This window comes from Gemmatimonadaceae bacterium (genome assembly GCA_035533015.1).
GTDB lineage: Bacteria > Gemmatimonadota > Gemmatimonadetes > Gemmatimonadales > Gemmatimonadaceae > JAGWRI01.
On record DATLUQ010000013.1, the window covers coordinates 140167 to 154167 of the forward strand.

The window sequence follows — 14001 nt, forward strand, 5'->3', positions numbered from 1 at the left end:
GCGCCGTGATCGACATCCACACGCACCTGCTGCCGGGCGTGGACGACGGATCGCCCTCGATCGATGTGTCGTTGCCGGTGCTGCAGCGATTCGCGGCTGGCGGCGTGGACGTGGTGGTGTGCACGCCGCACCTGATGGCGTCGAAAGCCGTGAGCGCGCCGTACAACCAGCACGCACAGATCCTGGCGTCGCTGCGCGAAGCGGCGCCGGCTGGGCTGGAGTTGAAGCTTGGCTGGGAGATCATGCTCGACACGCCCGGCACGGACCTGCGCCACCCACAGCTGTCACTTGGTGGCTCCAAGGCCGTGCTGGTCGAATTTCCACGGATGTCCATTCCGCCCAATGCGACCGATGAGTTGTTCCGCCTGCGGACGAGTGGGATCCTGCCGGTGCTCGCGCATCCCGAGCGGTACGTCGGATGCACGGTGGAACAGGTGGGCGAGTGGCGGCAGTCGGGCGCGACGATCCAACTGGACGGGGCGGCGCTGCTCGGCCACCATCGCATGTCCGAACTGGCGCGGGCGATCCTCGCCCGCGGATATGCCGACATCATCGCCAGCGACACCCATGGCGATAGTCGTTCGCTCATTGCGGTGCGCGATTGGCTGGTCGAAGTGGGCACGGCGGAGCAGATCGACCTGCTGACGAACGAGAATGCGCGGCGCTTGCTGGCCGACGAGCCGCTGCGGGCGGTGCCGCCGCTCGTCGTGCGCCAGGGCATGTTGGACCGGCTCCGCCGGTTGGTGCTTGGCCGCGCGCGGTCCGCGGGTTCTACACGACAGTGACCCAACGGCGGAGGCGCCGGAGTGACGCGATCATCGAGTAGGGAGTTCAGCGAAGCCCTTCGGGCGCTGTCCGACACGGCGCTCCACGTGGCCGACACCATGGGCGCCGAGCTCGACGAGGCGCTGCGCCTCGTGCGTGACACGGTGAAGGCGGGTGGTACGCTCTTCTTCTGTGGCAATGGGGGCAGCGCCGCCGACGCCCAGCACGTGGCCACCGAATACGTCGTGCGCTATACGCGCAACCGGCGTGCCTACCCGGCCGTTGCCCTCACCACCGATTCATCCCTTCTCACCGCGGCCGGCAATGATCTCGGATTCGACCAGGTGTTCGCGCGCCAGGTCGAAGCCCTGGCGGGGCCCGGCGACCTGCTCGTGATCCATTCCACCAGCGGCAATTCGCCCAACGTGCTGCGGGCCGCCGAGGCGGCCCGCGCGGCCGGGGCGAAGGTGCTGGCCTTCTCCGCCCGCGATGGTGGAGCGCTGCGTGCCCTGGCCGACCACGCGGTGGTGATTCCTACCGATCGAACCGACCGGGCGCAGGAACTGCATCTGTGTCTCGAACACATCATCTGCGACATCGTGGAGAAGACGCTGTGATCGATCTCGCCGGAAAGTGCGCGCTCGTGACCGGGGGCTCGCGGGGCATCGGCGCGGCGACCGTGCTCCTGCTCGCCGAGTCGGGCGCCGACGTCGTGCTCGGCTATCGAGCGCGGGCGGTGGATGCCGAGCGTGTCGCCGCCGAGGCGCGCGCGCTGGGCGTGCGGGCCGTTGCGGTGGCAGCCGACATCGCCACCTCGAACGGCGCCGACGATCTGGTGCGCGGAGCGGTGGCCGAGCTCGGCGCGCTCGACCTGTTCGTGGGCAACGCCGGCATCTGGCCGGTGGAGGAGGAGGACGTTACGCAGATCTCCGATGCCCGCTGGCGCCACACGATGGCGCAGAACGTCGATTCGATGTTCTACACCACCCGGGCCGCCGCTCGCGTGCTCCGCGACCACGGACGCATCGTGCTCGTGTCCAGCACGGCCGGCCAGCGCGGCGAGGCGTTTCATTCCGACTACGGGGCGTCGAAGGGCGCGATGATCTCGTTCGTGAAGTCCCTGGCCCCCGAACTCGCCAGGCGGGACATCACGATCAACAGCGTCGCACCGGGCTGGGTGGACACCGAGATGTGCGACGTACCCTACGCCGACGGCGGGCGGGAGCGAATCGCGGCCACGATTCCGCTGGGGCGTGTGGCCGACGCCCGGGACATCGCCGGGCCGATCGTATTCCTCTGTTCGGCGCTCGCCCGGCACATCACCGGAGAGATCGTGAACGTGAATGGCGGCAGCGTGCTCTGCGGATGATCGTTCTCATATTCACCGGCGGGACGATCTCCATGCGCCACGATCCCGCGGCGGGCGGGGCCGTACCCGCGCTCGCCGGGCGTGACATCCTGGCGCTCGCGCCCGGCCTCGATCGGATCGCGCAACTCGAGGTCGATGACTTCGGCGCCTTTCCCGGTCCGCATATGACCGTGGAGCGCGTGTGGGCGCTGCGTGCGCGCATCGCTGCGCATCTGGCGCGCCCCGAGGTCGAAGGCATCGTCGTCACCCACGGCACGGACTCCCTGGAGGAGTCGGCGTACCTCATGGCGCGATCGCTCGACACCGAAAAGCCCGTCGTCTTCACCGGCGCGATGCGCACGTCGAGCGACCTCGGGTGGGATGGGCCGGCCAACCTCGGTGCGTCGGTGCGCACGGCCGCCAGCAACGAGGCGCGTGGGTTGGGCGTGCTGGTCGTGATGGGCGATCGTATCTTCAGCGCTCTCGACGTGACCAAGGTGCACACGCACATGCCAGACGCGTTCGAGAGCCCTGGTCTGGGGCCGCTGGGCGTGGTGGACGACGGGCGCGTGATCGTGCGGCGCCTCGTGGAGGGTTCGTTGGCGGTGTTGGCCCCCGAGGCGCCGGCCCAGCCGGTGGACATTGTGTACGCCTGGGGCGGTGCCGACGCCCGCCTTCTCGACGCATCGCGCCAGGCCGCGCTGGGTGTGGTGGTGGCGGCGATGGGGCGGGGCAACGTCCCGCCGCCGATGGCCGAGGGGATCGACCGGTGGATTGCCGACGGCAAGCCGGTGGTGATCACCTCGCGCGCCCTGCGTGGCCGCGTGGGGCACACGTACGGGTACCCGGGCGGGGGGCGCCGGCTGTTCGAGGCCGGCGCGCTCTTCGCGGGCAGCCGCCGGCCCACGCAGGCGCGCATCGACCTCATGCTCGCACTCGGCGCCGGCGTCGACCTGCGCTCGGTGTTCGATGGCTGAGCACGACGACCTGCGCAAGCTGCGGCCGCCCAAGCCGGTGCTCGAGATCGCCGGGAGGCTGGAGAATGCCGGCCACGAAACATGGTGCGTGGGGGGCGCCGTGCGCGACGCGCTGCTCGGCCATCAGCACCTGGATTGGGATCTGGCCACGGCGGCGACCCCGGAACAGGTGCGCGCGCTGTTCGGCCATCGGCGCACGATTCCCGTAGGCATCGAATTCGGGACGGTGGGTGTGCTCGACGACACTAAGACGCTGCACGAGGTGACCACCTTTCGCCGCGACGTGCGCACGGACGGGCGCCACGCCGAGGTCGAGTTCGGCGTCTCGCTGGATGAGGACCTCGCGCGCCGCGACTTCACGATCAATGCCATCGCGTACTCGCCGCGGCTGGAGCGGTTGCACGATCCGTTCGATGGTCGCCGCGATCTCGAGCGGCGGCTGGTGCGCGCCGTGGGCGATCCGGGCCAGCGGATGCGCGAGGATCGGTTGCGCGCGCTGCGCGCGATCCGGTTCTCGGCGCGGTTCGGGTTCGCGATCGACCAGCCCACCTGGCGGGCCATCGTCGAGAGTGCGCCGTACCTGGGACGGCTGTCGCCCGAGCGGGTGAAGCAGGAGCTCGAGAAGACCATGGAGCAGGTGGCGGCGCCGAGTGCGGCGCTTCGGCGGTGGCGCGAAGCCGGGGCCCTCCCGGTGCTGGTGCCGGCGCTGGCCGGCGTGAGCGACGAGGTCGTGGACGCGCTCGATTGCCTGGCGAAGCCGGGCATCCCACACCGTCCGAACCGCCGCGTGCATCGAATGGCCATGCTGTTCAGCGACGTGCCCGCCAAGCAGATCGGGGCGGCGCTCACGGCGTTGCGCTGCTCCAAGCTGGAGATGACCTGGATCCAGATGCTGGTGGAACGCTGGCAAGCGGTAGGTGGATCCATGGGAAACGCACTGATCGCCGCCGCGCCGATCACCGACGCGGAGGTGCGGCGCTGGGTGGCAAGCGTGGGCCGCCTGCACCTCCCGGGGTACTTCCGGCTTGCCGGCGCGCGTTGGGCCGTGCGGCGTCGCGTGACGCCATCCGCGCCCTCGCCTCAGGCGATCCGAGCGCTCTACCGGCGCGCACTCCGCGCGGCGTTCCGCGATCCGGTGGATCTGCGCGATCTCGCGCTGGATGGCGACGACCTGCGGCGCGCCGGTATTCCCGCGGGGCCCGCGCTCGGCAAGATCCTCCAGGCGTTGCTCGATTGGGTGTTGGATGATCCGGCGCGGAACACGCCATCGGCGCTGCTGGCGCGCGCCGACGAACTGCGCGCGGCAGCCAGGTCGGAGGGACCGTGACCCGCGGCGGCAAGCGCGGAGCGCGCGCCACCGGCGGCGGAGACAAGGCCGGGGGGGCCTCACTCTGGGCGCGCCCCGACGATGCGCCCCTCGCCGCTCGCATGCGTCCGCGCACGCTCGACGAGTTCGTGGGTCAGCGGCAGATACTCGCCCCCGGCAAGCCGCTGCGAGCCGCCATCGAATCGGGAACCGTGGGCTCGATGGTATTCTGGGGACCGCCGGGTTCCGGCAAGACGACGCTTGCACGCCTCATCGCCCGGCACGCCGACCGTGAGTTCGTGCCGTTCTCGGCCGTCACCGAGGGCGTACCGCGCGTGCGTGAGATCGTGGCGGAGGCGGAGTCGCGCCGCCTGCTGGGGCGGGGGACGATTCTCTTCGCGGACGAGATTCACCGCTTCAACAAGGCGCAGCAGGACGCGTTCCTCCCGCACGTCGAATCGGGCACCATCACGCTGATCGGCGCCACCACCGAGAATCCGTCGTTCGAAATCATCGGCGCATTGCGGTCTCGCATGCGAGTGTTCGTGCTCGAGCCGTTGTCGGAGCAGGACATCGAGACGGTGATTCGTTCGGCATTGGCCGACGAGGAGCGCGGGTTGGGCGGCCGGAAGCTCGTGGTGGACGAACCCGCGATGGCGCTCATCGCCGCCGAAGCGGACGGCGATGCACGGCGCGCGCTCACGGTGCTCGAAGCGGCGGCGGCCCACGCCGGGCAGGGTGGGCGCATCGGGGAATCCGAAGCGCGGGAGGCGCTGCAGTTCCGATTCGCGCGATTCGACAAGGGCGGCGAAGAGACCTACAACATGCTGAGCGCGTACCACAAGAGCCTGCGCGGCAGCGATCCGCAGGGCGCGCTGTACTGGATGGCGCGGATGATCGACGGCGGTGCCGACCCGATGGTCCTGTTCCGGCGGGCGATCGCCATGGCAGCGGAGGACATCGGACTGGCCGATCCCGAGGCGCTCAAGCTCGCGGTGGCGGCGCGCGACGCGTTCCACATGCTGGGCGCCCCGGAGGGTTATCTTCCGTTGGCCGAGATGACCGTGTATCTCGCAACGGCGCCCAAGTCGAACAGTTCGAAACGGGCGCTGGACGCGGCGATGGCGGCCGCGCGGGACACGCCCGCCGAGCCGGTCCCGCTGCACATCCGCAACGCGCCCACGGGATTGATGAAGGAACTGGGGTATGGGCGTGGGTATCAATACGCACATGCGGTGCCCGAGGCGTACGTGCCGCAGGAATATTTGCCGGAGCGATTGCGGGGCACCACGTTCTTCGAACCGGGCGCGTTCGGATTCGAAAAGGAGATCGCCAGGCGGTTGGCCTGGTGGGCCGAGCGCAAACGCCGGGCCGATGAGGGAGACCACAGTGTATGAGGTGGCGAATGGTGCGGACTTCCGTAAGCAAAGTAGTATGGATGGCCGGGGCCTTGGCGGTCATGGCTGGGTGTGCGACCCTCGGCCGACAGTTCTTCAAGCAGCCGACGGTGGTGCTGCGCGACGTGCGCTTGGCGGGGCTCGGGATCACGGGGGGCAACCTGGATGTCGTGCTCGCGGTGTACAATCCCAACGGCTACCAGCTTGACGCTACGAGCCTCCATTATCGGTTGCTGGTTGACACCGTCGAGGTCGCCGATGGCAACGTGAGCGAGCGGAGTGCGTTCCGCGGCGGCGACACCACCATCGTGCACCTGCCGGTGACGTTCAGCTACGCCGGCGTGGGCGCGGCCGGTCGCGAGTTGACGCAGACCGGCGCGGTGAACTACCGCGTGGTGGGCGACATCACGGTCGATTCGCCGATCGGCAGCCGCACCTTCCCCTTCACGTCGAGCGGGCGTTTCACCACCGTCAACGCCACGATTCACTAGGGAGACGCGCATCGCACGAGAACTGATCGACGTCACGCAGGCGGCGGACCGGGCGCTGTTGGTCGGCGCCCCGTTGAAGCGCGCCGGCGGCCGGCGGGCACTCGACGAACACCTGCGGGAGCTGGCGCGACTGGCCGATACGGCGGGCGCGACGGTGGTAGGCGAAATGACCCAGCAGATCGACCGTCCGCATTCGGGCACGTACCTTGGCGCGGGCAAGCTCGACGAGCTGCGCGCCCGCGTCGGGGAGCTGGGCGCCACGCTCGTCATCTTCGATGATGAGCTGTCGCCCACACAGGGCAAGAACATCGAGGACGCCATCGGCCAGCGCGTCGTGGATCGCGCGGAACTGATCCTCGACATCTTCGCCACCCGCGCGCGGAGCAGCGAGGCCAAGATGCAGGTGGAACTGGCCCAGCTCGAGTACATGCTGCCGCGGCTCACCCGCATGTGGACCCACCTCGAGAAGTTCCGCGGGGGCATCGGCGTGCGCGGCCCCGGTGAAACGCAGCTCGAAACGGACCGCCGGTTGATCAACCATCGCATCAAGCTGCTGCGCGGGCGGTTGCGGGACGTGATGAAGGCGCGCGTGGTACAGCGGCAATCGCGGCATGGCGCGTTCAAGGCGTCGCTGGTCGGCTACACCAACGCCGGCAAGTCATCGATCCTGCGCGGGCTGGCTGGCGACGCCGGCGTGTTCGTGGAAGACCGCCTGTTCGCGACGCTCGATCCGCTCACCCGCGAAGTGGATCTGGGCGAGAACGCTCACGTGCTGGTGACCGACACCGTGGGGTTCATTCGCAAGCTGCCGCACCACCTCGTGGCGTCGTTCCGCGCCACGCTGGAGGAGACGAGCGACGCCGACATCCTGCTGCACGTCGTCGATGCCAGCCACCCCTTGTGGGAAGACCAGCGCCAGGTGGTGGAGCAAGTGCTCGAGGAGCTGGGCCTCCAGGACAAGCCGGTGCTGCTGGTATTCAACAAAGTGGACGCGCTGAGCGACGAGGCATTGCTCGCCCTCCAGGGGCGCATGGCCACCGCGTCGCCCGGGGCCATCTTCGTGTCGGCGAACGCCGAGGGGGGATTGGAGCCGCTGCGCCGGGCCCTGCAGGCGGCTGTGCGCGCACGCCGGCCGGTGTCGGAAATCCGCCTGTCGGCGGCTGACGGCAAGCTGCTCGCCTTCATTCATCGTGAGGGCGAGGTGCTGGAGCAGCGCACCGTTGATGATCGGCTGATCGTGCGGGCCCGGGTGAACGACGCGCTGGCCGGACGGCTGCGAAGCGCGGGCGCGGAGGTCGAGCAGGTCTGAGTATTGGCTATTCAAATATGACAGCTTATGACAAGAGTTGACAAATGGCGATGAAAATGGCCATAATTACTCGTCAACAATAGTGGGATGCCGAGCTGCCAGACCTGTTGAGCCCCAAACAACTCGCCGAATATCTGCAGTTGTCCCAGCGCACGGTGTATCGGCTGCTGGAGCGGGGCGACCTGCCCGCCGTCAAGGTCGGCGGGCAGTGGCGCTTCCGGAAGGCGACCCTGGACGAGTGGCTGGATGTGAACATGCATCGCCTCGACGCCGACTCCCTGCAGGCCCTCGAAGGTGACGAAGCGTCCGGGCAGCCGGTTCCCGCCATCGCCGACCTGATCGCCCCGGACAACGCGCGCATCACCGTGCCTGCCGGTTCGCAGGAGACCGTGATCCGGGCATTCGTAGAGAGCGTGCGGTTCCCGGAGCCGGTGTCGCGCGATCTCGTGTGCGAGCGCGTGCTCGAACGCGAACGGCTGTGCAGCACAGCGTTGTCAGGTGGGGTGGCGCTCCTGCACACGGCACGAAGCCGGCCGCGTGTGCTTCAGGCACACGATCTGGTGGCGATCGGTCGCGTTCAGTCGCCGGTGGAATTCGGGGCGTTGGACGGCAGCGTGACCGACACGCTCATTCTCGTGCTGGGGCGGAGCGAGCGCGACCAGCTCGTGCTGCTCGCCCGACTGACGCGGCTGTGCCAGGAGCCCGGTTTCCTTTCCGCGCTGCGTTACGCGACGGACGCCGCTCAGGTGATCGAGCTCGTCCGCCGTACCGCGAGCCGGCTGTTCGTCTCGGCTCAGTGACCGCCTCCGGATACCCATGCAACTGACGCTCCGCCAGGTCGCCTCGTACCTCGACGTGCCCGAGGCCACGGCCCGCCGCTGGATCACGGCGCGGGGGCTGCCGGCGCACCGCGTGAACGAGCGGCTCTACTGCAACGCCATCGAACTCTGGGAGTGGGCGGTGGAGCAGGGGATCCCGGTGTCGCGCAGCCTGCTCGAGCAGGCGCAGCGCGCGCCGGACGCGGTGCCCGCGCTGTCGGCGCTCATCGCGGAGGGGGGGGTGTACCGAGACGTCGGCGGAGCGACAAAGCCGGAGGTGCTGCGCCACGTGGTCGCGCTGCTGCCGCTTCCCGACGACGTGGACCGGGAGTTTCTGGTCACCGTGCTCGAGGCGCGGGAAGCGATGGGATCCACCGGCATCGGCGACGGCATCGCCATTCCGCATGTTCGCAATCCGATTCTCTTGCACGTGGCGCGATCCTTCGTCGCCCTCTGTCTGCTCAAACAGCCGGTGGAGTTCGAGGCGGTGGACCGTCAGCCCGTGGGCGCGCTGTTCCTAGTGGTGAGTCCCAACGTGCCGGCGCACCTGCGGATTCTTGCCAAGCTCGGATTCGTGTTGCGCGACGTGGAGCTTCGGCGGTTACTGCGCACGGCTGCGGCGACGGACGAGATTCTGGCGCGCATCTCGGCGTTGGAGGCGGGTTCCGCCTCGAGCGCGCGTCCGGACGCCACGCGGAGCGGAGCATGAGCCGGTGATGGCGTTCGCCGCCGCGATCGGGTGTTGGGCCATCGGCGCTCTTGCGGCGCTGGTCGCGCGCGGGCGTTCCATGCCTGCGGCCCTCGGCGCCGCGGGGGCCGTGGCCGGCGGGCTCGCGGCGCTGACCGCCGGTGGCACGGTGCTGGCAGGCGGCGCCCCGCGCCTGTGGGAGGCGCCGTGGAGCGTGCCCGCTGGCGCGCTCGCGCTGCGCCTCGATCCGTTGGCGGCGGTCTTCCTGTTGCCGATCGCAGTCATCGGGGCGCTCGGCGCCGTGTATGGCGTGGCCTACCAGCGAGAACATGCGCCGGCGCGCTCGAGCGCGGGGTCGTTCGCGGCCTACAACCTGCTGCTGCTGAGCATGGCGCTCGTGGTCACCGCCGCCAACCTGGTGCTTCTGATCGTGGCGTGGGAATTGATGACACTGAGCTCCTGGGCGCTGGTCGTGGAGGATCACGATCGTGGCGGTGTGCGCGTGGCGGGGCTTCAATACCTGATAGCTGGCCATCTCGCCACCGCGGCGTTGCTGCTCATGGCATTGCTGCTGGCAGGGGCCAACAACGGCTTCGCGATCGCGCCGCTCGCGGGTCCGGCGGCGGTGCCTGCGGGGGTGCTGTTCGCGCTGGCCCTCATCGGGTTCGGAACCAAGGCCGGGATCGTGCCGATGCACGTATGGTTGCCCGACGCGCATTCCTCGGCGCCTTCGCACGTGTCGGCGCTGATGTCGGGCGTGATGATCACGATGGGTTTCTACGGGATGGCGCGGTTCTTCCCGCTGTTCGGAGCGCCGCCCGTGTGGTGGGCCTACGTGCTCCTGGCGCTCGGCGCGGTGGGCACGGTCGGCGGGATCCTGTTCTCATTGGCACAGCGCGACGTGAAGCGGGCGCTCGCGTACTCGACGGTCGAGAACGCTGGGCTGACGGCGCTTGCCATGGGTGTCGGGCTCCTGGGCACGTCGCTGCACGATCCCGTCCTGGCCGGGCTCGGCTGGATGGCGGCGTTGTTGCATCTCTGGAATCACGCGCTGGCCAAGAGCCTGCTGTTTCTCGGGTTCGGCGCCGTCGCCCTCCGCGTCCACAGTCGGGAACTCGACGCCATGGGCGGAGTGCTGCGCCGCTGGAAACTGGTGGGCGGCGTGCTTGTGCTCGGCGCGGCGGCGCTCGCGGCGCTGCCCGGGCTCAACGTGTTCGCCGGTGAATGGCTCCTGTTGCGCGCGCTGCTTTCGGGAATTCTGAACCTCGCGGGGTTCGACCGCGTGGTGCTGCTGGGCGCCCTGGCCGCACTGGCGTTCGCGGGTGGGCTCGCCGTGGCGGGGTTCACGCGCCTCGTGGGCGTCGGCCTCCTCGGCAAGCCACGTTCACCGGAGGCGGCGGACGCGCGCGAACCGGGGTGGATGACGCGTCTGCCAATCGTGGTGTTGGGTGCCGGGTGCGTTGCGATCGCGGCGGTGCCGAGTCGGGTGGTGGGTGTGTTGGCGCCGGCGGGTAGGGGCACGGCGCCGGGCGCCGATGTCGCCGCGGCCGGCGCCGCGCTGCTCCCATTGACGGCGCTCCTGCCCGTGCTGGGCGCGTTGGCGGTGCTCGTCGCCGCGCTGCGCGCCGCATCGGCGCGGCGATCGCCGCGCCGCGCTGACGATACGTGGGGCTGCGGGTTCGCGGGTGCGACGCCGTCCATGCAATACAGCTCCACGTCGTTCGCGGGGGGGCTCACGACGGTCATGCAGCCGGTGCTCCGCGCGGAGACGCGGCGGCAGGGCATGGCGGACGGGCGCGGGGTGTCGGGGTCGCTGTGGCCTGCGGCCGCGTCATGGGCTTCGGCGACGGCGGACCGCGTGCTCGAAGAGGTCTATCGGCCGGTGTTCTCAAGTGCGGGGCGCGTGGCGGCGCGCCTGCGCGCGCTTCATCGGGCCCGGGTGACGACGTCCCTGCTGTACATGGTGGCGGCCGTCGCCGTGCTGCTCGCGCTGTTGTTCCGGTCGGGGCCGGGCTGATGGCGTTCGTGGCATGGAGCATCGCCCTCATGGTGGCGGCCGGCGTGCTCAACGCCGTGCTGTGGCGACGGCCCGATCTTGCCGACGCGACGTTTCGTGTGGGCCTGTTGGGCGCCGCGGTGGTGGGGTGCATCCCCGCGGTGCGTGTGCTGGCTGGAGGTTCGGTGCCCGACGTTTCGATCGCGACGCAGATGCCGGGCGGATCGTGGGTGTTCGGATTGGACGCGCTGTCGGCGCTGTTCCTGTTGGTGATCCTCGCCGTCGGTTCGGCCTGCGCGTTCTTCGGCGTGACCTACCTGCGGGCCGGAGCGACGCGGCGCGGGGCGCGCGCGTCGCTCTTCTTTGTCGCCACGCTCATGGCTGCACTGTCGGTGGTGGTGATCGCGCGGGCCGCGCTGCCGTTCCTGATCGCGTGGGAGGCCATGGCGCTGGCCTCGTACGCCGCGATCGTGCTCGATCACGGTCAGGCCGAGGTGCGCCGCGCAGGGATGCTCTATCTCGTGGCCACGCACGTCGGGACGCTGGCGCTGTTCGGGTTGTTCGCGGTGTGGGGAACGGGGGCCCGCAACCTCAGCTTCGCGTCGCTCGCGGCGCGGCCGCTCCACGGTGTGGCACAGGTCGCCGTCCTGGGCGCGGCGCTGCTCGGCTTCGGCATGAAGGCGGGACTCGTGCCATTTCACTTCTGGCTTCCCGAAGCCCACGCTGCCGCTCCGTCGCACGTCTCGGCCATCATGTCGGGCGTGGTGATCAAGATGGGGATCTACGGCCTGCTGCGCGTGAGCCTTCTGATGCAGGGGCCGCCCGCCTGGTGGGGGTGGCTGCTGCTCATGGCGGGCGCGGTCTCGGGCATCCTGGGCGTCGTGTGGGCGTTGGCCCAGCACGACCTGAAGCGGCTGCTCGCGTTCCATAGCGTGGAGAACATCGGGATCATCCTCTTAGGGATCGGTGCCGGTTCGCTGGGCATCACGTACGGCCATCCGCTGGTGGCCGTGCTCGGCTTTGCCGGCGCGGCCCTGCACACGGTGAATCACGCGCTGTTCAAGGGTCTGCTCTTTCTGGGCGCGGGTTCGGTGGCGCACGCGACCGGAACGCGTGAGATCGACCGCCTGGGCGGGTTGGCGCGGCGCATGCCCATTACCGCGATCACCTTCCTGTTGGGTTCGGCGGCGATCGTCGGGCTGCCGCCGCTCAATGGTTTCGTGAGCGAGTGGCTGGTGTACCGCGCCCTGCTCGACGCGGGCCTCGTGGCCAGCACGGCGCGCCTTGCCGTGCTCGCTGTCGCCGTGCTGGGATTGGTCGGTGCGCTCGCGCTGGCGTGCTTTTCCAAGGTAGTCGGCGTGATATTTCTCGGCAGCCCGCGCGATTCAACCGTGTCCGTCGCGCACGAGTCCCCGGCCGGCATGACCGGGCCGCTCATCGCGCTGGCGGCGGCGTGCGCGGCGATCGGGCTGCTGCCGGTCCTCGTGGTGGCGCCGCTGCTGCGGGTGGGTTCGCTGGTGGCCGGTACGTCGCCCACCGCGGTGTGGCTGGGTGGCGCGGACCCCGCCGCGGGCGCCGTCACCTGGTTCGTGCTTGCATTCGCGGCGACGCTGGCGGTGGGCTTGGTGATGCGGTCGCGATGGTCGGCGCGCCGGGGCTCCACGGTGGCCGGGACGTGGGGTTGCGCATTCACCACGCCGACGGCGCGGATGCAATACACCGCGTCGTCGTTCGCTGCGCCGCTGCTCACGGCCTATCGGAGCGTGGCGGGCCTCCACACCGAGCGCACGGCACTGGCATTGGCGACGCATGCGGCGGACCCGGTGCTCGACCGGATCATGGTGCCGGTGTGGCACGGGATCGAATCGGCGGCGCGGCGGATCCGCCCCCTGCAGCGGGGCCGGCTGTCGCAGTACCTGCTGTACATCGTGGCGGCGCTGGTGGTGGCGCTCGGATACCTGATGCTCGCGGGGTGGATGTCATGATGGCGTTCGTCGACCGGAGCGCGCTCGCGGCGCTGGCCGTCTTGTTGCTCGTGGCGCCGGCGCTTCCGGGGATCGCCATCAAGACCAAGTCGCTGCTCACGGGACGGCGCGGGGCGCCGGTGCTACAGTTGTATCGCGATCTGGCCAAGCTGGCGCGCAAGGGTTCGGTGTACAGCACCACCACCACGTGGGTCTTCCGCGCCGGGCCCGTGGTGGTGCTGGCGTCGCTTCTCGCGGCCGCGCTCTTGCTTCCGCTCAATGGCCGCGTCGCGCCGATTCATTTTGCCGGCGACCTCGTGGCGTTCGCGGGGCTGCTCGCCCTGGCGCGGTTCGCGCTCGTGCTCTCGGGCCTCGACACCGGTTCCAGCTTCGAGGGCATGGGGGCGAGCCGCGAAGTCACGTTTGCGAGCTTCGCCGAGCCGGCGCTGTTTCTCTGCTTCGTTGGGCTCGTGCTGGTCACCGGGCACCTGTCGCTCAGCAACATGCTAGGCCCGGCGCTCGCCACGGCATGGCCGCGCGACACGGCCTCGCTGGTGCTGGTGGGGCTGGCGCTGTTCGTGCTCCTGCTCGCCGAGAATTCGCGCGTGCCGGTGGACGATCCGGCCACGCATCTCGAGCTGACGATGGTCCACGAAGTCATCGTGCTCGATCACAGCGGGCCCGATCTCGCGCTCATCCTGTATGGCAGCGCGCTCAAGCTCTCCATCTTCGCGGCGGTGTTGGTGAGCATGGCGGCGCCGCGCGGCGCGCTCCCGATGTGGGCGGGGTTGGCGTTGCTCGTCGTGGGGCTGGCCGTGGTGGCCGTGATGGTGGGCGTCGTCGAGTCGGTCATGGCGCGCCTGCGGCTCACGCGCGTACCGCAGTTGATCGTGGGCGCCGGGGCCCTGGCGCTATTCGGCATCATCCTCCTGCTCCGCTGAC

13 protein-coding genes are annotated in these 14001 nt (G+C 69.8%); all 13 read left to right on the forward strand.

Going from position 1 to position 14001, the window contains the following annotated elements; all coding sequences use genetic code 11:
* Positions 1-5 precede the first annotated feature (5 nt).
* A complete protein-coding gene (locus VNF92_02805; protein HVA56794.1) occupies positions 6-785 on the forward strand; it encodes a CpsB/CapC family capsule biosynthesis tyrosine phosphatase in 780 nt (259 codons plus the stop codon).
* A gap of 21 nt (positions 786-806) precedes the next feature.
* The gene (locus tag VNF92_02810) at positions 807-1382 is read left to right on the forward strand and encodes an SIS domain-containing protein (protein HVA56795.1); all 576 of its coding nucleotides are present in this window, start codon (positions 807-809) and stop codon (positions 1380-1382) included.
* Positions 1379-2134: an SDR family oxidoreductase gene (locus tag VNF92_02815; GenBank protein ID HVA56796.1), complete on the forward strand. Its 756-nt coding sequence runs from the start codon at positions 1379-1381 to the stop codon at positions 2132-2134. Before VNF92_02810 ends, VNF92_02815 begins: the two co-directional genes overlap by 4 nt.
* On the forward strand, positions 2131-3090 hold the full coding sequence (locus VNF92_02820) for an asparaginase (GenBank protein HVA56797.1): 960 nt from the start codon (positions 2131-2133) through the stop codon (positions 3088-3090). The genes VNF92_02815 and VNF92_02820 overlap by 4 nt, the downstream gene beginning before the upstream one ends.
* A complete protein-coding gene (locus VNF92_02825; GenBank protein HVA56798.1) occupies positions 3083-4417 on the forward strand; it encodes a CCA tRNA nucleotidyltransferase in 1335 nt (444 codons plus the stop codon). The genes VNF92_02820 and VNF92_02825 overlap by 8 nt, the downstream gene beginning before the upstream one ends.
* Entirely contained in the window at positions 4414-5793 is a 1380-nt protein-coding gene (locus VNF92_02830) for a replication-associated recombination protein A (GenBank protein ID HVA56799.1), read from the forward strand. Before VNF92_02825 ends, VNF92_02830 begins: the two co-directional genes overlap by 4 nt.
* A 41-nt stretch (positions 5794-5834) precedes the next feature.
* A complete protein-coding gene (locus VNF92_02835) occupies positions 5835-6284 on the forward strand; it encodes an LEA type 2 family protein (GenBank protein HVA56800.1) in 450 nt (149 codons plus the stop codon).
* A gap of 58 nt (positions 6285-6342) precedes the next feature.
* Positions 6343-7593, forward strand: coding sequence for a GTPase HflX (gene hflX / locus VNF92_02840; protein HVA56801.1), 1251 nt, complete (start codon positions 6343-6345; stop codon positions 7591-7593).
* Positions 7594-7700: 107 nt separating this feature from the next.
* Positions 7701-8393, forward strand: coding sequence for a helix-turn-helix domain-containing protein (locus tag VNF92_02845; GenBank protein ID HVA56802.1), 693 nt, complete (start codon positions 7701-7703; stop codon positions 8391-8393).
* A 16-nt stretch (positions 8394-8409) separates the two neighbouring features.
* Positions 8410-9120 carry a PTS sugar transporter subunit IIA gene (locus VNF92_02850; GenBank protein ID HVA56803.1) on the forward strand — a complete coding sequence of 237 codons (711 nt, stop codon included), beginning with the start codon at positions 8410-8412 and terminating at the stop codon, positions 9118-9120.
* Positions 9121-9127: 7 nt separating this feature from the next.
* The gene (locus VNF92_02855) at positions 9128-11116 is read left to right on the forward strand and encodes a proton-conducting transporter membrane subunit (protein HVA56804.1); all 1989 of its coding nucleotides are present in this window, start codon (positions 9128-9130) and stop codon (positions 11114-11116) included.
* Positions 11116-13080, forward strand: coding sequence for a proton-conducting transporter membrane subunit (locus tag VNF92_02860; GenBank protein ID HVA56805.1), 1965 nt, complete (start codon positions 11116-11118; stop codon positions 13078-13080). The genes VNF92_02855 and VNF92_02860 overlap by 1 nt, the downstream gene beginning before the upstream one ends.
* Positions 13077-14000, forward strand: coding sequence for an NADH-quinone oxidoreductase subunit H (locus VNF92_02865; protein HVA56806.1), 924 nt, complete (start codon positions 13077-13079; stop codon positions 13998-14000). The genes VNF92_02860 and VNF92_02865 overlap by 4 nt, the downstream gene beginning before the upstream one ends.
* The last annotated feature ends 1 nt before the right edge of the window (position 14001 follow it).

Coding starts and splice junctions, on each gene's coding strand:
- VNF92_02820 (HVA56797.1), top strand. CDS start 2,131: ATGATCGTTCTCATATTCACCGGCGGGACGATCTCCATGCGCCACGAT.
- VNF92_02865 (HVA56806.1), top strand. CDS start 13,077: ATGATGGCGTTCGTCGACCGGAGCGCGCTCGCGGCGCTGGCCGTCTTG.
- VNF92_02825 (HVA56798.1), top strand. CDS start 3,083: ATGGCTGAGCACGACGACCTGCGCAAGCTGCGGCCGCCCAAGCCGGTG.
- VNF92_02860 (HVA56805.1), top strand. CDS start 11,116: ATGGCGTTCGTGGCATGGAGCATCGCCCTCATGGTGGCGGCCGGCGTG.
- VNF92_02835 (HVA56800.1), top strand. CDS start 5,835: ATGGCCGGGGCCTTGGCGGTCATGGCTGGGTGTGCGACCCTCGGCCGA.
- VNF92_02855 (HVA56804.1), top strand. CDS start 9,128: ATGGCGTTCGCCGCCGCGATCGGGTGTTGGGCCATCGGCGCTCTTGCG.
- VNF92_02850 (HVA56803.1), top strand. CDS start 8,410: ATGCAACTGACGCTCCGCCAGGTCGCCTCGTACCTCGACGTGCCCGAG.